A 19,440-nucleotide genomic window follows, 5' to 3' on the forward strand; every position below is an offset into this window, starting at 1 on the left:
AGCACAAAGCCGAATCCGGATTACAGAAAGAAGATTAAAAAAGCTGAAAACTCAGAAGAAATAAGAAAGGCATTTGTTCCTTTTCTTTTAGTAGGGTTGTATTTTTTGTATCCATTTCATTATTTCTTACTTAACTAACGGGGTGCAAGAGTTAAAAATTAATGAACTATGTAAGAGTAGGTCCATTAAATGGGCAAATGAAAAAGCTTTACAGCTTAAAGCCGCTGCAGCTCGTAATCCTTTTGAAAAGACCGTTTACCAGAGTCATATTTTAAGTCTTGATATGTATATAAAGTTCCTTCTTCAATACAAAGAGCATCTATCAAAGTTAGAGTCAGAAATAGATGCCCTCGCAAAAGAAATTGAAGAATATAGTATTATCAAATCTATCCCAGGTATCGGTGAAAAAATCGCTGCAACGATTATTTCTGAAATTGGTGAAATAGATCGATTTAACAACCCTAAAAAGCTTGTGGCTTTCGCTGGAGTCGACCCGAGTGTTTTCGAATCAGGTAAGTTTTCAGCAACCAAAAATCGAATTACAAAACGAGGTTCAAGTAGACTTCGTCATGCCTTGTTCATGGCTGTTCGTTGTGCAATACGAGATTGCAGGAAAACTAAAACAGACGATAAAATCATTCCTCGAAACAAGAAATTGCGTGAGTTTTATGATAAAAAACGTGACGAAGGAAAACCTTTTAAAGTAGCGATAGTAGCTTGTATTAATAAACTATTACATTGGATATTTGCCTTATTAAAAAACAGAACTACGTACCAAGATTTAGCTTGATAAGTAAGTACAACTAAATTAAACAAAACCTTCCAAAAAACAAACTTTAGGAAGGTTATTTGTCATGCATTTTTTTAGTATAGCACGTACCTATTAAACTTTTAACAGAAAATTATTGACAAACTATTAGCTGGTTTAGTTTAAGTACATTTCTTCACAATATTTACATTAACTTTAACATAAATATCCAGTAACGAATCACCTCTAAGAACAACTAAAGAGGTCATTTTTATCAAACTTTATTATAAACAATCAAACTTTTTTACAAAGCTACACTTAAATATTCCAATTTTCATTTTTGCTCATAAAAAAGCTGAACTAATTTGTTTGAATTAATTCAGCCTAAAAATACCTATTATAATGTTACATTTTATGAAGAATACTGGTGTATAGATAATACGTTAACTATTGACTTTTAATAAAATCGAATTGCTACTTTTTTATTATATATAATCGTTTCTCCCAAAATATAGCTCGGAAATTGATTCACTTAAACTCCCGTATTTCTCTAGATAAACTTCGCAGTATCTCCATATAAACTACAGATTATCCTTCTATAGTTGAACTATCAAGGAGGTAATAAAAAATGAATTTTATCAAACGTGCATTTTTAAGTGTTAAAGCAAGGAAAGGCAAATCGCTAATATTATTTACTGTATTTCTAGTAGTTTCTAATCTAGTATTAGCGGGTTTTGCAATTCAAAATGTCTCACAAAAGGCGAATGATCATGCTAGACAAACATTAGGTGTAGACGTAAGTCTTAGAATCGATGAAGAGAAGCTTATGGAAAATGTGGCAAAACAGCGAGAAGAGAATCCGAGTGGAAAAATAAAGCATCCGGAACTTTTGGTAGAAGACGCAGACCAGTTAGCTAAATCGCCCAATGTAATAGACTACAACTATTTAAAAAGTGACATGCTTGTAGCAGATGATTTTGCACCTATTAATAGTGAAAAAGATGAAGAAGGGGTAATTGGAACAGTAGGTGGTAGTAACCCTGGAAATATGAAAATGCCTAATACATTTATCCAAGGTGTAAGAAGTTCTGATTTAATGCAAGATTTTACAGATGGAACGAATGAAATTATTGACGGTCGTCCAGTTACATCAGAGGATGCGAATAAGAAAGTAGCTCTGATTGAAAAACGGTTAGCCGAACAAAACGAGCTTCAAGTTGGTGATAAGTTAAAGATTAAATCACCTGATGAAACAGCGAAGGTTGAGTTAGAAATAATAGGGATATACAAAAATTCCGAGATAACTGACTTCGAGGAAAACTTACCAGCTATGATGCATCCATCGAATAAAATATACACTACTTATGATTCGACGAAAGAAATGGATGAAGAAAATGATAAAAAGGATGTATCTATTAACGAAGCAATTTACTATTTAAATGATCCAGAAAATATTGAGGATTTTAAAGCAGACGCAAAGAAAACAAATATTGATTTCAATCTATTTAAGTTAGATGCGCATGACGCTTTATATCAAAAAATGGTAGGCCCTATCGAGAATATTGCCGCTACTTCTAAAATGATTGTCTATTTAGTATCCATTGCAGGATCCATTATATTAGGTCTTATTATTATGTTGACCATAAAAGAGCGACGTAAGGAATTAGGTATTCTATTGGCTATCGGTGAAAAAAAGAGGAAATTAATAGGACAACTGTTAGTAGAAGTACTTTGTATAGCTGTACTAGCATTTGGCATTTCTATCATTACAGGTAAAACAGTGTCGCAAAAAATGGGAGACAGTTTATTACAGCAAGAAGTTATTGCTGCTGAAGATCAACAACAAGAATCAAATACTTTAGGATTCTCGTTTGGAATGATGAATAAACAAGATAAAGATGTTGAACCTATCGACAATATTGATGTAAATATATCATCACAAGATGTGTTGAATTTAGGTGGATTAGGGCTATTAATTGCGATTTTATCAACACTGCTACCAGCATTATCAATACTTCGTTTAAATCCAAAAGAAATACTATTAAAAGATGAGTAGGAGGAGTCATATGGACATCATATTACAATTTAAAAATTTAAATTACTATTATCAAAGTAATAATGGGAAGAACACTTTATTAGAGAATGTTAACTTTACCTTTGAAACAGGATGTTTCTATAGCATTTTAGGTCCATCAGGTTCAGGAAAAACAACAGCACTTACTTTAGCGAGTGGATTAGATAACCCTAAAGAAGGACATGTGCTCTACAAAGGAAAAGATATACGGAAAATTGGTTTAGATAAATATAGAAATAAATATGTTTCAATAATCTTTCAATCTTATAATCTGATTACGTATATGACGGCTCTTCAAAATGTCGTCACGGCAATGGAAATTACAGGGGTTAACATAAAAGATAAAAAGAGAAGAGCTCTTGATTTATTAGAAATGGTAGGCTTGTCAGAAATCGAAGCAAAAAGAAAGGTTTTACAGCTTAGTGGCGGTCAACAACAGCGTGTAGCCATAGCCCGTGCATTATCTTGTGAGGTAGATTTATTAATTGCGGATGAACCGACTGGTAATCTAGACGAGAAAACTTCGGATGAAATTGTAAAATTGTTCAAAGAACTAGCGCATAAAGAAAATAAATGTATCATCGTTGTCACTCATTCCCAGGAAGTCGCTAAACAGTCTGATAAGGTAGTTTATCTTGAACAACGAAATTTGGTTTGTAAAAATGTGAAGAAGAAATAGTTTGTAAAAATGTGAAGTCAAATATTAAAATTGGAGTGGAAAAAATGTGGACAAAAGTAGCAGCATCCATTGGCTTAGTATCTATCGGAATAGCAATTGGTTTATTTACGAATTTGGCGAATTTAGGTGGTGACTCGGATCAAAATGAAACCAATATGTTTCAAGACAAAAACACGTATTCAGAAGAAAAGATTCCCGATCAGCGGCAATGGGAATCTCCAAATCCAAGAGGAGAAATGACGCCAGAGCAGTGGGAGGAGTTCACATCAAAACCAGGTGAACGTACACCAGATCAGCGAGATCCTTTCTCATCTAATTCAGAAGAAGATATGATACAAGGTTCTACATCGGGTTCTACATCTCCTATTTGAAATTCTTGCATGCGTGGCCCGACAGATTTACCTTCAGGTAGAAATGAACTGCCTCCTAAATATCGGTTATAAATAACGTTTCCCCTAGGATAAACAGGTGAAGATTAAAACATGTTTATCTTAGGGGGAACTTTTTGTTTTAATCAAAATTTCTCTAAGAAATCTACCAGTAGAGATTTTTAGAATTGAAGCTCTTAAAAAGACAATATCCTTATCGGTAGGAAAGCAATGAAGGAGGATGTATAAAAATCTAGTGATAAAGGCTGGAATTATAATCCTTATTAATTTTACAAATAAATCTTTAAATTACAAAATAAGAATCCATTTTTTTAAAAATGGATTCTTATTATTATCATATTAATAAAGTTTTTAAGAGATTTTAATCATTATCATATTGATAAGTGACTTCATACTCTTAAAGAAGATATCCTCTGCACCTAATGCTTTAAGCGATACGTATGTTAAACACGAACACAATAACAATGTAAAAACGGCCAATAACATCAATGGACGTAGATCAATTTTATACATAAAAGCTTCTCCTTAGTTGAACAAGTTGAAAGAAAACTGTTGAATAGACATATAAATCTAGACGTGTCCATCCTGTTGAAAGTATCAATTTTCTTCCTAACAACTAATGTACATGACCAATCTGGTATTTGTGTGAAGATATTGAGGTGTTTATGTAGAGAAATTAAACTCAAAAGCTTTCCTTCCAGTCGATTGTGGTAATCACATTGATGTTACAAAACAAAGTCGCAAAGAACCTCCATATTTGTAAAAGAGATTGTCTAATGTAATTTTAAAAGGTGAGGCATCTTCACATAAACTACAAATTGAACGGTTATAATGGCTACAAGGGGGATCTATCGATGAACTATCATATTCTTGTAGTAGAAGACGATTTAGAAATTCAAGAATTAATTAAACAGTTTTTAATGACACAAAATTATTCCATAGAGGTTGCATCAGATGGGTTAGAGGGAATGAAGCGATTTAATACACAATCGTTTGATTTAATTCTTCTTGATGTAATGATGCCCAACCTTAACGGGTTTGAAGTTGCCAAAATGATTCGTAGTGAGTCAAGTATTCCAATTATTATGTTAACAGCTTTAGAAGAAGAACAAGATCAAATGAAAGGTTTTGATCTAGGGATTGACGATTATATAACAAAACCATTTTCATTTCATGTATTGATTAGACGAGTACAAGCGGTTCTAAGAAGAAGTTATTGTAATAATAAGGAGAATCATTTAAGTTTTAATGAACTAAATGTCGATCGTGATGGATATAAAGCCTTTGTAAATAAGATTGAAGTACCATTAACAACAAAAGAATTCGAAATTCTACAACTACTACTTCATAATGAAAAAAAGGTGCTTACTAGAGAAATCATCATTGAAAAAATTTGGGGATATGATTATTCAGGAGAAACACGAATGATTGATACACATATAAAAAATTTAAGAAAAAAATTAAATATACCCTACATTAAAACAGTAAAGGGTATTGGATACAAAATCGATGAATAGGATTGTTAACATCATGAAGATGAAAAAAATAACCTATAAACTCTTTATGATCACTTCTCTCATTTTGTTATCTTTTGCAGTCTTGATTTATTTAACTTTATATTTCTTCCTTCCAACATTTCATGAACAATATAAAACTAATCAGCTCCAATCGGGAATAGAGGAAATAATCCATAATTCTAAAAATTTAACATTAACAAATGCGATACCGCTTTTTGACGACTACATCAAAAATAACAATGCCTTCATTTACCTACAAACTAAAGAAGGAACTATTATATATTCGCCTAATTTTTTGATGCAGGGAATTTCGCAACCACCGAATGCAATTGCAAAAACTGCATTAATACAGAATGAAGAAACACCTAAGAATGCATATTTTGTTACTTTGCCGATTCAATTTCTAGATGAAAGTAATTTAACGGTTACTGTATTCGCGACATTTCAACCTATTGATGAAGCGTCGCAGGTCTTAGTACGTTTTCTACCTTTTATAAGTATCATTGTAGTGGTTATTGGATTGGGGAGTGCCTATTTATATTCAAGGTTCATTACAAAGCCTCTCATCTACATTAATGAGGGGGCGCAAAAGATGGCGAACCTGGATTTTTCCGAAAACATTGTAGTTCGTTCAAATGACGAATTAGAGGAACTATCCAGTAGCTTGAATGAAATGTCGAATAATTTGCAACAAACAATGCAAGATCTACAAAAAGCAAATGAGCAATTAAAAGACGATATTGAAAGAGAACGAAAAATCGAAACAAAACGTAGAGAATTTTTCGCAACTGTTGCACATGAATTAAAAACTCCTCTCACTGTGATGAAGGGATATTTAGAAGGGATGATTTATAATATCGGTCCTTATCAAAATCGAGACTTCTATTTAGAAAAAAACCACGAAATAATCGAGAGAATGGAGCAATTGGTTCGAGAAATTTTAAGTATGTCAAAGCTTGAACAAGATACCTTTAAACTGCAATTGGAAGAAGTTAATCTTTTAGAATTATTTGATGCAATAACGAAAGATCTCGGTTTTTTTGCTTCTAAAAAAGACATTCAGATAATAAAACAAATTTCTTCTTACATGAATATACGTACAGATCATGACTTATTAGAAAAAGCCTTTAAAAACATAATTCATAATGCGATTATGTATTCACCGCAAGGAGAAACTGTCTTTATAGAGGTAACTGAGCTTTCAAAAGAAAGTCAGATTGAAATAAAAGTGATTAATACAGGTGTTAAAATTAAAGAAGAAGAAATCCAACAATTATTCGAGCCATTTTATCGAATCGAAAAGTCAAGGAATCGAAATACAGGTGGAAGCGGACTAGGTCTATATATTGTAAAACAAATTTTTGAAGCTCTATCTGTCACCTGTTCAATAAGTAATATCGAAAATGGCGTTCAATTTTTAGTTCATATACCTCGTTTCGATTGTAAAGGTTAAAACGTAAATAGAGGGATTTTCTATCAACATAACCAGGCACTGAACTGCTTCATTAGACAACGAGAATAATAAAGATGTTTTAAACGGCTTGAGTCCTAATTCTAAAGAACTCAAGCCGCATAATCGTTTCTGGAGCCATAAGGAAGGGAAGTCAGGGGAGTTTACTCCTCTATTTGAACCAATGACTGTTTTAAGATATCTTCTAATACTCTAGTTAAAAAATCCAATTCATTAGATTGGTATTTATTTAAAAAATGAATTACATTCTTTTCTATATGCTCATGGAGGTCCTTGTGAACCTCAAACAATTCATATCCGAGTGGCGTAATAGAAAAGAGAATTTCCTTTTTATTATCGGGCAACTGCTCTTTTTTTATGAGGTTCAAACTCTCTAACTTGCGCGTAATTTTTGAAACGGTTCCTTTGGGAATTTCCATTTCTTTGGAGATCGTAATGCCATTGACAGGCCCGAATTTTCCAACTGCTTCTAAAACATGTAACATCATTATCGTTATATTCGGCAAAAGTTGTCTTAAAATTGGATTTTTAATCTTTTGGGCCATCCATTGTTTTTCCTCGTCATCTCCGTCTGCAAATCTTTTCGAAATTTGCTCTGTTAATTTAATGATTTGAAAAACAAGAGCATCCTTTTCTGTGTTATCGTACATCGTTTATTCACCTTTTCATAAATTTATTAAGAAATAAGCCTGTTTCTATAGTATACAAGAAAAAAGCAATCTCACAAAGTTTCCTGGAAACAATATTGACATTAATTCATAAAATGGTAATATGGTTTCTAGGAAACAATATGAGGGAGAGGATAAAATGAGAGATCAAGAAAAGATGCAAGTTGTTCGTATTTATGAATATGGCGGTCCCGAGAAAATGCAATTAGAATGGCTTGATATCCCTGAAATAGGTAAAGATGAGGCGCTCATCAAAGTAAAGTTTGCCTCTGTGAATTTCCTTGATATTCAGATGCGACGGGGTGACCTGATAAAGCAAAAATTTTACGGAAAGGAAGCAGGTTTCAATAGTAACCTGCCGATTACGATTGGTAGTCAATGTATGGGTGTTGTTGAAGCGGTAGGTGAAAATGTTGACCATTTAAAACCTGGAGATAGGGTAATCTGTGGAGGCGCGGGAACCTATGCAACCCATGTAATTTCTTCAGCAAAGAGAATGATTCCAATAAATATAAATATTCCTGATCAACAAGCAGCAGCCGGACTGACACAGGGATTTTTGGCCTATGCCTTTACACATAAAGCTTATCCTATCCAAGAAGGAGAATGGTGTTTAATTCAAGCAGCAGCTGGCGGACTTGGAAGTTTAATATGTCAAATGGCGAAGCTTCGAGGAGGAAAAGTAATTGGTGTAACATCAAAAGAAGAAAAGGCGAAATTTGTGCTTGAAGCAGGTGCAGATATCGTTTTGATTTCCTCAAAAGAGAACATTCCTGAGAGAGTAAGAGAAATAACAAATGAAGAGGGTGTCCGTGTAGTTTATGATGGGGTTGGAAAGGATACCTTTGAATCAAATTTGAACAGTCTTGGTTTAGGAGGTTATCTAGTGATGTATGGTCAGTCAAGTGGATATGTTCCGCCACTTGATATAATGAAACTTCAAGAAAAAGGATCTCTGTTTTTAACAAGAACAAATGGACTTCCGTATATGAAATATTGGCCCGAATATATGGAGAATTTCCAAAAGTGGGTAGCAAATGACGATTTTTCAATAAAAATAGACCATGTGTATGCCTTAAAAGACGTAGCTAAGGCACATTCAAAAATGGAAGATAGAAACTCGGTTGGGCGAATTTTGTTAAAGCCTTAAGTAATTGATAATGAAATAGGGTATTCCATTTGTATTTTTATGTAATTATATGGTAATATGGGATAAATCTATTTGGATGGAAAGGATACAGGAGAACACGTATGCCAACATTTACTTTGTGATGATCAATAAACTGGATAGCATTGCCCTCAAAAAAACAATGTTTTTTTCAAGGGGGTAGTATGCCCATTTTTCTCATTACAAAGGAACCGAGCAACCCTGTAGTCTCAATGCGTCAGGAGGTCCTTGTGTAGGATCTCCTTTTTTATTTATACAATAAATTTTACATTGTACTGCGAGATATCCAAATAGATGCTTGCGTACCTTTATCTTAAGAGGTGAAGGATTAATGTTAAATATTACATTCCGCTGGAGGCTTTCTCAAATACCAGAACGAACTTTCAAGAAGCACTGCAAAATGTGTGGGAAATTATCTGTTTTTATGGATACAAATGTACGAAGGCATAACGCAAACGGAAAAAATATATACCAATTTGCAATATATAAATGCGAAAAAAATCATACGTGGAATAAAAAGTTAGCTATTTATAAAACGTTCTCAGAGCATGTTGCTGAAGTTGAGGAGCAGAAAGAAGAATCTTCAATATTATCAACGATTCCGATAATCAGCTTAGTAGAACGAGGAATAAAGGTGATACACATTGTATTAGATGATGTGATTGGAAAACATCGAATTGATAAAGTGCTTGCAATCCAAATTGAGGATTGGAGTCGATCACAGATCATAAAGAAAATTGAAAATGGAACGATTCAATTAAATAATCAAATCATTAAACCTAGTACAATATTGTCAAAGGGCGAACGTATTTCCATTTTCATTGACTAAATAAATTTCTTTCAAGGTCGCAACATGGTGAAGGGAGACATTCCCTACACGGTTGCGACCTTTTTGTTTGGGTGAAGGAGATATCGTAACAGGGTAGAGTCATTCAATCTTAATGGCTATTTGAATAGTTCAATATCAATTGTTTACATGGAGCAAGGATCGACTTTTTCTAATTTTTTTTACAACCTTGTTTATTTACCTAACGACTTCAACTACTCGCTGATTATCATGGGGAAATTCAGTTAAATCTAAAGGTAAGCCGTAAATCTCTACTCTTACGAAATAGTTAGAATAGAATAATAAATAGTTAGACAATAGTCATTCACCTGTAAAGGAAAACTTGTCTATAATTCAGACATCAAAGTATTAGAAGAGAAATCAAATGAAAAAAATTATAGATTTAGTTTTATCTAATTGATATGCATCGTGTTGTTGTTGAGGCTTCGCTTCCGCACAAAAAACATTTGCCGGCTTAAGTCAAAGCCGATTCCGGGCGTAATATGCCGAGGTATCAGTGATTATCCTTAAATTGGAATATTTTGAAAAACGATGAAACTTATTGTAATAATTCGCGTCTACTAACCGAATCATAATTTTAGGAGGTAAAAATGTGAATTAAAAAAATCTAACAACTTCAGTGTTTAATAGATTAATTGATGACAAAGCTGCTTTTCGTGGCTTGAAAATAAAAGGTAAGCTTAGTTTTCTTACCGCAAAGGATAAGTATTACGATATGCTTGGCCAAAAGTTTAAAATAACAAAAAGTTTTAGTTGATTAAGGATAGGGAAAAATTGAAGGGGGCTAATGCCATGAAAAAAATACTATTCACTTTCATGCTTTTAAGTTTCAGTATAATAAGTGCATGCTCTGATAAAGAAGAGCATGTGAACAAGTCACAAGAAGAACAAAAATCTAACATGCCGAACAAGTCACAAGAAGAACAAAAATCTAACATGCCGAACAAGTCACAAGAAGAACAACAATCTAATACGCCGAACAAGTCACAAGAAGAACAACAACTTAACGTGCCAAATAAGCCACAAGAAGAAGAGCGTCCATCACATGAAAAACAGCAGGAACCGTCCAAAACAAATACGGGAAACACAGTAGCATCTAATACACAGGCTGGGGCATTAAAAAATATTAAGGACCAGCTTAAAACTAATTTACCTATAATTTTACCAAAAGGGCTTCCGATAACAAAAGGTACATTTTTAACGGCAACAACGAAGAAAGAAGCTAATCAAGTTGAAGTACAATTTTTTGAAAGTAAAGAGGTTTTACCAATCAATGATAAGAAGCTTAACAATTCACAGACAGCTACGATTATTGCAAGACTAGTAGTAAAGCAATATCCGAATGCTAAAGAAGCAAATGAGCAAATTGTATATCAGAACTTTAGTCAAAATGGTGGTCAAAAGGTTGATCTTGGCTATAACATTAAAGGTTATCAGGATGCTGGAGCGGGTTCGTTATGGACTGGTTGGAATGAGGGAAGATGGGCATTAGCGACACATACACGAACAGACGACCCAGAAGCAGGTGTGAAGCTTGCTAAACAGGCAGTCCAATTTTTAGAAACACATATGCTTCCTATTCCAAAACAAAATGGTTTTGCGCGCTTAGATGTTTATAAATCAGGAAATACAATTGTTTGGCAGGACGAAAAACTTGTCTATACGCTTGATTCAATCAAAGAGCCACTAAAAGCACTTGAAATCGCCGCAGGTTTTTATCATTAATAGTATTCTAAATTTGGTTCTAGATAAATTCGCAAAGACGGATGCTATGTATTAAAACTCTTTTATTTATGTTAAGTGCCTGAGGTTGAATCGACTCAGGCTCTTTTGTTGAGTATTGCCTATAGCAACTTGCAAAAAGTACATTACACCGTTATTACAGATTAGTTAAGTTGTTTGGAAAATGATATTAGCTCCTAGCGTCATTGCAGTAGTGGGTATTGCATGATCAAGTTAAGATTTCGCCACATCAGAACGATGCTGCAACACATGCTAATCCAATATATATAAAACATGAAGTGGTTTATTAACGAATGTGTATGTAAGGAATAAAGCCCCCATTAGCCATCCATGAAGCGCAAAAATAAGCACTTCACCACAGGAAAAGTTCTTTCATTGGAGTTTAAGTGTAATAATTCATTTATTTCTTCTATATGCATATCTTCTTTAGTTTTATTTATTACAGGAATGCTGCCCCTTCGTTCAGGAAGAATTTTCAACTATAATCGAAATCGCATATATTTTTAGTTTACATATCAACAGACATGGTAATGAATACTTGGTTCTAGATGCCAATTGGAGAGTAGTTATATAGGTAGCGATTTGCGGAACATTCCAAAATCATTACATACAAACCATGCAAAGATCTCAAATATGGGTCTTAGTCTAAGCCTCTTCATTAATTAAACATATCCTTTACTAAATCCTCAGAATGGAGGTGAAAAGTGTTAAATTCAATGCATTTTAATATAGGACATCAAATGTTTCCCGGTTTTCATAGATACAAAGGAATAGGAGGATCCCGTGACGGTTAAACAATTCTGATAGATGCTATGTAATACACAACGATAACAATTCACCCCGAAGAATATACATAAAAGAAAAGATCAGACGGAACCCACCCCAACTGTCCCTTTCACTTTTCTTTCAACCTTGGACTTCGATAGGAATAACATATAAAAAGTTAACTAGTAAGACTAGTTAACTTTTTATACAGACGCACTCAATAGTCCATTGAATAACATTAAGTGTCATACTCTTCAGATAGCGGAAAATCACCTGAAGTTTTTAAAAAAATAAGTCATTCCAAAAGGAGTTTCTGCTCGTGCGTCGTTGGATTCGCGAAGTACGACGTAATCTGCTCGTGCGTCGTTGGTTTCGCGAAGTACGACGTAATCTGCTCGTGCGTCGTTGGATTCGCGAAGTACGACGTAATCTGCTCGTGCGTCGTTGGTTTCGTGAAGTACGACGTAATCTGCTCGTGCGTCGTTGGTTTCGTGAAGTACGACGTAATCTGCTCGTGCGTCGTTGGTTTCGCGAAGTACGACGTAATCTGCTCGTGCGACGCTGGTTTCGCGAAGTACGACGAACCCTGCTTGTGCGTCGCTGGTTTCGTGAAGGATGAAATACCTTGCTAGAGCGTCGCTGGATTCGCGAAGTACGACGAACTCTGCTTGTGCGTCGCTGGATTCGCGAAGTACGACGTCTCCTGCTCGTGCATCGTTCGTTACTAATAGGATCTTGGTGCATGAAGTGACCTAACCCTGAGTTGTTAGCCATTTCTACTGCATTCTGTATAAGTGACATATTCAAACCTCCTTTCAACTTTATTAGAGAAAGAAGGTAGATTCCTTATTCAAAAAGAATCAAACCCATGCCTCTGCACATTCTTTCCCTAATCGTAATATATGAGGTTGCACTAAAGACGTTAGAGTCAATCACATAGTTTTCGAAAGGAAAATATAAACTCTATATCTTTTTGTGGAATCTTACATTTTGTTTTAATACGAATAATTTAAAAATGAAAGGAAAGAATTCGCGTGGATAACGGCACAATAATACCTGAATATCATCTTTTTATTCATCCTTTAGATTTAATTGAACTTAGGAAAGATATATGGTGTGACGAACCTATCGCTGCCAAGCTAACGATTAACAAAAGAAAGTATGATATTGATATCGCCTATCGTGGGAACCATATCCGGGATTTTCGAAAGAAGTCGTATCACATTTCGTTTAATAAGCCAAGTACGTATAGAAATACTAAAGAAATTCATATCAACGCAGAATATAAAGATCCTTCTCTATTAAGAAATAAACTATCGCTCGATTTTTTCAACGAAATAGGGTGCTTATCGCCAAAGTCCCAATTTGTAAATATGAAATTGAATGGGAAAAATGAGGGGCTTTATTTGGAATTAGAATCAGTGGATGAATATTTCCTTAAGAATCGACAACTACCGCAAGGGCCAATATTCTATGCGATTGATGGCGATGCTAACTTTTCGTTGATGAGTGATCTTGATAAAGAAGTAAAGAAATCACTTAAGGCTGGCTATGAACTAAAATATGGGACAGAACAAGATGAATTTCATTTACAAAAAATGATTATTGAAATTAATACCATTTCAAGGGCAGAATTTGAAAATGAAATTGTGAAATACTTCAATGTTAATCAGTATCTTAGCTGGTTAGCTGGCGCTGTTTTCACCCAAAATTTTGATGGTTTTGTTCATAATTACGCATTATACCAAAATAGCGAAACTAGGCAATTCGAAGTCATCCCGTGGGATTACGATGCAACATGGGGAAGGGATGTAAACGGGAAAGTGATGGAGGAAGACTATTTACGAATCGAAGGATTTAATACGCTTACCGCAAGAATTCTCGACGTAAAAACATTCCGACGTCAATACAAAAACTTGCTAAAAGTTATTTTAAACAACCAATTTAATGTAAACTATTTGAAACCAAAAATACAAGATATGCATAATTTAATAAGACCTTATATTCAAAAAGATCCTTATAAAAAAGACGATATCCATTTATTTGATAAGGAACCAGAGTATATATTGGATTATATTGAAGCACGGGCGAAATATATAAGAGGGAAATTAGATTCATTAGATTAAGTTGTTACATCATCTTACAAAACCCTCTTTCCATGTGATAAGAGGGTTGTTGTCCCTTGAATTAGCACACAATTATCTGTACTATAAATATAGTAAAATCGTTTAAGTGGTGTTCTTCTTATGTGGTCATATTATTTAATTTTAGTTTTAGTTCATCAGCTAAGCGAGTTACACGGAGGTTATCCCGTGTAATAGTGAAGTCATTTTAGCTTCCTTTCTTCAACTAAACTGTACCGTACCCTGAATAACCACAGCAATTTTTTTTGCTTTTAATGAATTGAAAATAAAGTCGTACCGTTTATAAAAATTTAATAAAACTCCATTTTGATTAAATTTTTTTCAAAATGGAGTTTTTTGCATTTGCCCTTAAATAAAGGATGAAGGAAACTCTTTATCGAATAAAACGATATGAAGTATGCCTTTTATGTTTGGATATTAGTAAAACTTTTTAGTGGCTTAAGGATGTTAGTATCTACAATAGCACTTTCAATCTTAATTCCTCCTGCAAAAAATAAATACATTTTCTAATATACATAGAAAATATTTATCTTCTATTCTTACTAATGAGTAAGAATAAAGGACAAATAGTTAGACAACAGTTATTCAATTATAAAGAATATCTAGTCTATAATTTAGACATCAAGTAAACGAGGAGAAATAAAAAAATGAAAAAAATTATAGGCTTAGTTTTAGTTATCGCCATTTTTATTGGTATAGGATTTGGAGTAAAACGTCTTATTGAAGGTCCACCACAATCAGTCAATGGAATTTTAGTGATCGGCACAGAAAAGGATGTCAATAAAGTTAAGCAGTTGTATAAAAATATAACTAAACAAACAGTTGACTACAAAATGAAGTTCATAGTAACAAAAAAAGGTGAATCAAATTTAAAGTATGCAGTTATTAACAAAACTACTGCTGAACAATTAGTTAAGAAAGGAATTATTAGGGCGAGAAAAGATCCAAACAGTACGTCTATCATTTCAGAACCTGTTCATGAAATTAAAGAATTACCCGGTTCACTGAATTTGTTCTATTCTTATAGCGATGGGGATATGGAATTTAACCAAATAGATTTGAATGGACAAATGATACCTGTACATTATCTTAAACATCAAGCATGGATCGGATATATTCCCAAGGATCTTGTTATTCTAAATGACCAAACTTATGATGAATTAGCCGATTCTGAGTCTATGCTCACATTGTTTCAGTTAAATGGTGGTAGTAAATTCGATTATAAAGATAAAGAAAAGATAAACCAAGTTTTCAAAGAAATAGAGAGCGTCTATCCAGATAGCGAAGACAAAGTAAATTTTGTAGACATACAAGGTTAACTTCTTTCAGCAATTATCTTTTGTACCGAAAGCGAAGCGGCAGGTACAAATGTTTTATGTAGCGAAAGCAAAGCGGCAGGTACAAATGTTTTATGTAGCGAAAGCAAAGCGGCAGGTACAAATGTTTTATGTAGCGAAAGCAAAGCGGCAGGTACAATTGTCTTTTGTACCGAAAGCAAAGCATCAGCTACTGAAAGAAGTTAAGCCTCCGGCGGATGTCACAGAATCGGATAGGAGTTAATAAAGGATGTTAGCCTAAAATCATCGCATCCATGCGATAACGGCTAACTGACCTGCATCGGTAAAAACGCCACGTCCTGTGGCATTACCGAAATGACCGACATCGTGTCGGTCCTCACGCAGACCTAAGCACAAAGCCGATTCTAGACGCAATTAATCCGAGGCATAATTGATTGAGGAGAGGTTGGGTTATATGGAAGTTGTACGTATGGAAAATGTAGTGAAAAGTTACGGGGAAGGTAATAACAGGGTAGATGCATTAAAAGGGATTGATCTTTCAATTCAGCAAGGCGAATTCGTCTCAATTGTCGGTGCTTCTGGTTCTGGAAAAAGTACACTACTACATATTTTAGGTGGGTTGGATCACCCTAGTTCAGGAAAGGTATTCATTGGGGACAGTGATATTTATAAATATACAGATGATGAGCTTTCCATATTCAGAAGAAGAAAAGTCGGGTTTATTTTTCAATTCTTTAATTTGATACCAGTATTAAATGTCCAGGAAAATATTGCTTTGCCTACATTATTGGATAGTGAATCTATAGATATGGAATATCTAAATGAAATTATTAATATCCTTGGGCTTCAAGAACGTATGAATCATTTGCCTTCCGAACTATCTGGAGGGCAACAGCAACGGGTTTCAATTGGCAGGGCGCTTATTAATCGTCCGCATTTGATTCTTGCTGATGAGCCTACTGGTAATTTGGATACTCGAAATACGAAAGAAGTGATGGATTTATTAAGATTCACGGCAAAAAAATACAATCAAACCATTGTCATGATTACTCACGATTTAACGATAGCATCGGCTTCGGATCGGATCATCACTATACAAGACGGTAAAATCATTTCTGATCAGCGACTGACTGAGAAAAAGTTTCAGACTGGAGGACAATGATTTTGATTCATAGTTATCAGCAATTAGGTACCAGGTATTTAAAGAAGAATATGAAACGAACTATTTTGACCTTGGTTGGCATCATACTCTCTGTAGCGTTAATTTCAACGATTGGTCTCTTTATGAAAGGATCACAACTTACCCATATTGAGAATATCAAGAAGTTAAGCGGAGTTTCTTTTCATGTAGGTATTTCGGATTATGATGAAGAGCTATTAAATAAAGTCAAATTTAATCCCCAAATTGAATCGTTGGGTTTAATGTCTCAGGGAGACATCGTTCCTGTTGGAGATGTTTCTGTGAAAATGAATTTCGCGGATCATCACGCCTTGAAATTTTTAACCTATAGCATTCTTGATGGCAAATTACCAAACAATGGTGATGAGGCAGCTGTAGATTCCTGGGTACTTCCTTATATAAAAAAAGATCTTCAAATTGGTGATTCATTTGAACTGGATGGAAAAACATATCAACTGGTTGGTTTACTGAATAATAGTGAGTTTACACAGAAAAATAAAGAGGGACGATTATTAACATATAAAAGTGAGTTTGCTATTGGAGAAGGAAGGATATTAATTGAAATTAACGAGAAAGCAGACTTTAACGAGGTTTTAGACGAACTAAAATCAATGATTGAAGACAATAACATTGATATTAATACTCAATTGATTCAAGCTTTGAAACCGGAATCGGATCAATCGCTCCTGGCCATTCTTGTTATTGTTATCAGTATAGTTGTCATTTCTACAATTGTTGTCATTTATAACGCCTTTCAAATCAGTGTCGTAGAGCGGATGAAGCAGTTTGGCTTGTTGAGAAGCATCGGCGCTACGCGAAAGCAAATTAGACGAATTGTTATGAAAGAAGCTGTTGTGCTGGCTGTCATCGCTATACCAATTGGGATTGTATGCAGCTTACTGGCACTTGCTATTCTCCAAAGTATGTTCTTGATTTTATTAGAAGATGGTCAGGATATTTCGATGTTCAATGTCGATTGGATGATCATATTAATCAGTTCGATTCTTACCCTGATAGCTGTTTTAGCGTCTAGTTATTACCCTGCTTTTTTTGCAGGCAAAATATCTCCATTGCTGGCAATCAGCAGCAGACTGTCAATAAAAAAAGAGGTAATCAGAAAACAAAAGAATACCGTTCTGAAAAAGCCTTTATCTTTCCCCTTAAGCATGGCCTTGAAAAATGTAAAAAGAAATAAAAATCGTTATATGGTTACCATTTTATCAATTATTATAAGCAGTGTATTGTTTATCACTTTTTCATCGTTGATGGATATCGCATTTTCATCCAAATTTATGAACGATCCTTCCACTAAATCGGATCTTACAATCTATCTGCAAGAGGATAGCTTTGTTTCTTCTGAGAACCTGCAAATTATGGATCAGTTAAAGTTAATTCAAAATGTATCCGAAGTTTACGAACAGGACTTAAGTTTTGAAATTTTATTGAAGGATACAGCTCAATCTCTCGCGACTGCTGAGGACATTCAGAAGACTATTGGAAATAAACACTCCATTACAGTGGTTAATGACTTTGAAGAGAATAAAGACAAGAAGGAAACCGTTCTCGTGACCAAAATTCTTGTCTATGCTTTTATTGTGGTCATTGCTTTAATTGGCAGCTTAAATATCCTCAATACGATTACTATAAGTATCATGATTAGACGAAAAGAACTGGCTGCATTAAAATCCATAGGCATGTCCCAAAGGGATTTGAAAAAAATGATTATCTATGAAGCACTGATTTACGGTTTTTCTGGAAGCTTGCAAGGCATTTTCTTCGGATGCATACTTTCATATATTATTTATTTGGCTGCCTCCGGTGTCTTGAAGGTTGCATGGACGATTCCCTATGAGGCTTGTTTCATTACGTTTGCTGCCGCTTTGTTCATTAGTTATTTATCTGTTTTGCTACCGCTCCGAAGAATCCAGCAGGATAATATTATAGATACGATAAGGGAAGAATAATACGAAAGGCCTGGCTATTTATAGTCAGGCTATTCTGATTTTGCGGTAACTGCTAATATGGAGTTAGAGGAAGGAGAGGGTATTTTTGAATAAAATATTACTGGTTGAAGATGATGAGGCTCTTGGTTTAGCCATCGAGTTTTCATTAAGAAACGAAGGGTATGAGGTGATTAGAGCTTCTAGTGTAAAAGAAGCGAGAAACCAGTTTGATCATACTATTTTTAAGTTGGCTATATTAGATATCAACCTTCCAGATGGAAATGGCTATGATCTATGCATGCACTTTAAAAAACAAAACGATGCCATATCTATTATTTTCTTAACCGCCCTTGACGAAGAAGCGAATGTAGTAATGGGACTAGATATTGGTGGGGACGATTATATAACAAAACCTTTCCGAGTTAGAGAACTTATGTCGAGAGTAAGAGTGCAATTACGTAAACAAACAAAGTTAGAAGAAGCTTCATTGATTTTAACATCTGAGAATATAAAAATTGATATGAATCAAGTCAAGGTTTATAAAAATCAAGAAATTGTCCCAGTAACGAATTTAGAATATAAGCTTCTGTTAACTTTTATGAAGAATGCTTACAAAGTATTAAAAAGAGATGAAATTCTTCTGGAAATTACGGAAGGTGATGAAGTGTTTTTTGATGAAAATACGTTATCTGTATATATAATGCGCTTAAGAGACAAAATCGAAGATAATCCAAAAAATCCACAGTTTATCATCACCCAACGAGGATTAGGATATCGTTGGGATAAGGATGTGTGCAGACAGTAAC

At 34.3% G+C, this 19,440-nt stretch carries 17 protein-coding genes and 1 pseudogene; 15 read left to right on the forward strand and 3 right to left on the reverse strand.

The window, feature by feature from the left end:
• Positions 1-154 precede the first annotated feature (154 nt).
• From ACMZ42_RS19335 to ACMZ42_RS19350, 4 genes and pseudogenes are all read left to right on the forward strand, one after another.
• A pseudogene (locus ACMZ42_RS19335) lies at positions 155-790 on the forward strand (IS110 family transposase); the annotation flags it as partial.
• Positions 791-1,376: 586 nt separating this feature from the next.
• Positions 1,377-2,804, forward strand: coding sequence for an ABC transporter permease (locus ACMZ42_RS19340; protein WP_415732432.1), 1,428 nt, complete (start codon positions 1,377-1,379; stop codon positions 2,802-2,804).
• A gap of 10 nt (positions 2,805-2,814) precedes the next feature.
• Positions 2,815-3,501 (forward strand): ABC transporter ATP-binding protein, encoded by a 687-nt coding sequence (locus ACMZ42_RS19345; RefSeq protein ID WP_415732433.1) that lies wholly within the window; start codon positions 2,815-2,817, stop codon positions 3,499-3,501.
• 44 nt (positions 3,502-3,545) lie between these two features.
• Positions 3,546-3,872: a hypothetical protein gene (locus ACMZ42_RS19350; protein WP_415732434.1), complete on the forward strand. Its 327-nt coding sequence runs from the start codon at positions 3,546-3,548 to the stop codon at positions 3,870-3,872.
• Positions 3,873-4,241: 369 nt separating this feature from the next.
• Here the strand turns inward: ACMZ42_RS19350 and ACMZ42_RS19355 are convergent, their stop codons facing one another.
• Positions 4,242-4,403, reverse strand: a complete 162-nt coding sequence (locus tag ACMZ42_RS19355) for a hypothetical protein (RefSeq protein ID WP_415732435.1) — start codon at positions 4,401-4,403, stop codon at positions 4,242-4,244.
• A gap of 341 nt (positions 4,404-4,744) precedes the next feature.
• On the opposite strand from ACMZ42_RS19355, the gene ACMZ42_RS19360 reads away from it, so the two are divergent.
• Together ACMZ42_RS19360 and ACMZ42_RS19365 are read left to right on the forward strand one after the other, a co-directional pair.
• Positions 4,745-5,407 carry a response regulator transcription factor gene (locus tag ACMZ42_RS19360; RefSeq protein WP_370082578.1) on the forward strand — a complete coding sequence of 221 codons (663 nt, stop codon included), beginning with the start codon at positions 4,745-4,747 and terminating at the stop codon, positions 5,405-5,407.
• Positions 5,400-6,860 (forward strand): sensor histidine kinase, encoded by a 1,461-nt coding sequence (locus ACMZ42_RS19365; protein WP_415732436.1) that lies wholly within the window; start codon positions 5,400-5,402, stop codon positions 6,858-6,860. Before ACMZ42_RS19360 ends, ACMZ42_RS19365 begins: the two co-directional genes overlap by 8 nt.
• A 161-nt stretch (positions 6,861-7,021) precedes the next feature.
• Here the strand turns inward: ACMZ42_RS19365 and ACMZ42_RS19370 are convergent, their stop codons facing one another.
• Entirely contained in the window at positions 7,022-7,528 is a 507-nt protein-coding gene (locus tag ACMZ42_RS19370) for a MarR family winged helix-turn-helix transcriptional regulator (protein WP_415732437.1), read from the reverse strand.
• 217 nt (positions 7,529-7,745) lie between these two features.
• Here ACMZ42_RS19370 and ACMZ42_RS19375 point away from each other — a divergent pair, with 217 nt between their 5' ends.
• The 3 genes from ACMZ42_RS19375 to ACMZ42_RS19385 all read left to right on the forward strand — a co-directional run bounded on the left by ACMZ42_RS19375 (position 7,746) and on the right by ACMZ42_RS19385 (position 11,286).
• Entirely contained in the window at positions 7,746-8,696 is a 951-nt protein-coding gene (locus ACMZ42_RS19375) for a quinone oxidoreductase family protein (protein WP_415732438.1), read from the forward strand.
• A 349-nt stretch (positions 8,697-9,045) separates the two neighbouring features.
• Positions 9,046-9,543, forward strand: a complete 498-nt coding sequence (locus ACMZ42_RS19380; RefSeq protein WP_415732439.1) for a S4 domain-containing protein — start codon at positions 9,046-9,048, stop codon at positions 9,541-9,543.
• 810 nt (positions 9,544-10,353) lie between these two features.
• Complete coding sequence (locus tag ACMZ42_RS19385; RefSeq protein WP_415732440.1) at positions 10,354-11,286, forward strand: hypothetical protein; 933 nt, start codon at positions 10,354-10,356, stop codon at positions 11,284-11,286.
• 1,065 nt (positions 11,287-12,351) lie between these two features.
• Here ACMZ42_RS19385 and ACMZ42_RS19390 read toward each other — a convergent pair.
• Complete coding sequence (locus ACMZ42_RS19390) at positions 12,352-12,870, reverse strand: CotG/ExsB N-terminal domain-containing protein (protein ID WP_415732441.1); 519 nt, start codon at positions 12,868-12,870, stop codon at positions 12,352-12,354.
• 233 nt (positions 12,871-13,103) lie between these two features.
• Here ACMZ42_RS19390 and ACMZ42_RS19395 point away from each other — a divergent pair, with 233 nt between their 5' ends.
• The 6 genes from ACMZ42_RS19395 to ACMZ42_RS19420 all read left to right on the forward strand — a co-directional run bounded on the left by ACMZ42_RS19395 (position 13,104) and on the right by ACMZ42_RS19420 (position 19,439).
• Complete coding sequence (locus tag ACMZ42_RS19395; RefSeq protein ID WP_415732442.1) at positions 13,104-14,195, forward strand: CotH kinase family protein; 1,092 nt, start codon at positions 13,104-13,106, stop codon at positions 14,193-14,195.
• A gap of 665 nt (positions 14,196-14,860) precedes the next feature.
• Positions 14,861-15,532, forward strand: a complete 672-nt coding sequence (locus ACMZ42_RS19400; protein WP_415732443.1) for a lipoprotein BA_5634 family protein — start codon at positions 14,861-14,863, stop codon at positions 15,530-15,532.
• Positions 15,533-15,581: 49 nt separating this feature from the next.
• Positions 15,582-15,773: a hypothetical protein gene (locus tag ACMZ42_RS19405; RefSeq protein ID WP_415732444.1), complete on the forward strand. Its 192-nt coding sequence runs from the start codon at positions 15,582-15,584 to the stop codon at positions 15,771-15,773.
• Between the two features lie 192 nt (positions 15,774-15,965).
• Positions 15,966-16,673: an ABC transporter ATP-binding protein gene (locus ACMZ42_RS19410; protein WP_370082601.1), complete on the forward strand. Its 708-nt coding sequence runs from the start codon at positions 15,966-15,968 to the stop codon at positions 16,671-16,673.
• Positions 16,674-16,675: 2 nt separating this feature from the next.
• On the forward strand, positions 16,676-18,655 hold the full coding sequence (locus ACMZ42_RS19415; RefSeq protein ID WP_415732445.1) for an ABC transporter permease: 1,980 nt from the start codon (positions 16,676-16,678) through the stop codon (positions 18,653-18,655).
• Between the two features lie 85 nt (positions 18,656-18,740).
• Positions 18,741-19,439: a response regulator transcription factor gene (locus tag ACMZ42_RS19420; RefSeq protein ID WP_415732446.1), complete on the forward strand. Its 699-nt coding sequence runs from the start codon at positions 18,741-18,743 to the stop codon at positions 19,437-19,439.
• Position 19,440 lies beyond the last annotated feature (1 nt).

The organism is Lysinibacillus sp. NPDC056185, assembly GCF_047737915.1.
In the GTDB taxonomy this organism is placed as follows: domain Bacteria; phylum Bacillota; class Bacilli; order Bacillales_A; family Planococcaceae; genus Lysinibacillus.

Bases quoted from the DNA above. Each gene is read 5' to 3' on its own strand.
- ACMZ42_RS19340 (WP_415732432.1), top strand. From the start codon at position 1,377: ATGAATTTTATCAAACGTGCATTTTTAAGTGTTAAAGCAAGGAAAGGC.
- ACMZ42_RS19345 (WP_415732433.1), top strand. From the start codon at position 2,815: ATGGACATCATATTACAATTTAAAAATTTAAATTACTATTATCAAAGT.
- ACMZ42_RS19350 (WP_415732434.1), top strand. From the start codon at position 3,546: ATGTGGACAAAAGTAGCAGCATCCATTGGCTTAGTATCTATCGGAATA.
- ACMZ42_RS19355 (WP_415732435.1), bottom strand. From the start codon at position 4,403: ATGTATAAAATTGATCTACGTCCATTGATGTTATTGGCCGTTTTTACA.
- ACMZ42_RS19360 (WP_370082578.1), top strand. From the start codon at position 4,745: ATGAACTATCATATTCTTGTAGTAGAAGACGATTTAGAAATTCAAGAA.
- ACMZ42_RS19365 (WP_415732436.1), top strand. From the start codon at position 5,400: ATGAATAGGATTGTTAACATCATGAAGATGAAAAAAATAACCTATAAA.
- ACMZ42_RS19370 (WP_415732437.1), bottom strand. From the start codon at position 7,528: ATGTACGATAACACAGAAAAGGATGCTCTTGTTTTTCAAATCATTAAA.
- ACMZ42_RS19375 (WP_415732438.1), top strand. From the start codon at position 7,746: ATGCAATTAGAATGGCTTGATATCCCTGAAATAGGTAAAGATGAGGCG.
- ACMZ42_RS19380 (WP_415732439.1), top strand. From the start codon at position 9,046: ATGTTAAATATTACATTCCGCTGGAGGCTTTCTCAAATACCAGAACGA.
- ACMZ42_RS19385 (WP_415732440.1), top strand. From the start codon at position 10,354: ATGAAAAAAATACTATTCACTTTCATGCTTTTAAGTTTCAGTATAATA.
- ACMZ42_RS19390 (WP_415732441.1), bottom strand. From the start codon at position 12,870: ATGTCACTTATACAGAATGCAGTAGAAATGGCTAACAACTCAGGGTTA.
- ACMZ42_RS19400 (WP_415732443.1), top strand. From the start codon at position 14,861: ATGAAAAAAATTATAGGCTTAGTTTTAGTTATCGCCATTTTTATTGGT.
- ACMZ42_RS19405 (WP_415732444.1), top strand. From the start codon at position 15,582: ATGTTTTATGTAGCGAAAGCAAAGCGGCAGGTACAAATGTTTTATGTA.
- ACMZ42_RS19410 (WP_370082601.1), top strand. From the start codon at position 15,966: ATGGAAGTTGTACGTATGGAAAATGTAGTGAAAAGTTACGGGGAAGGT.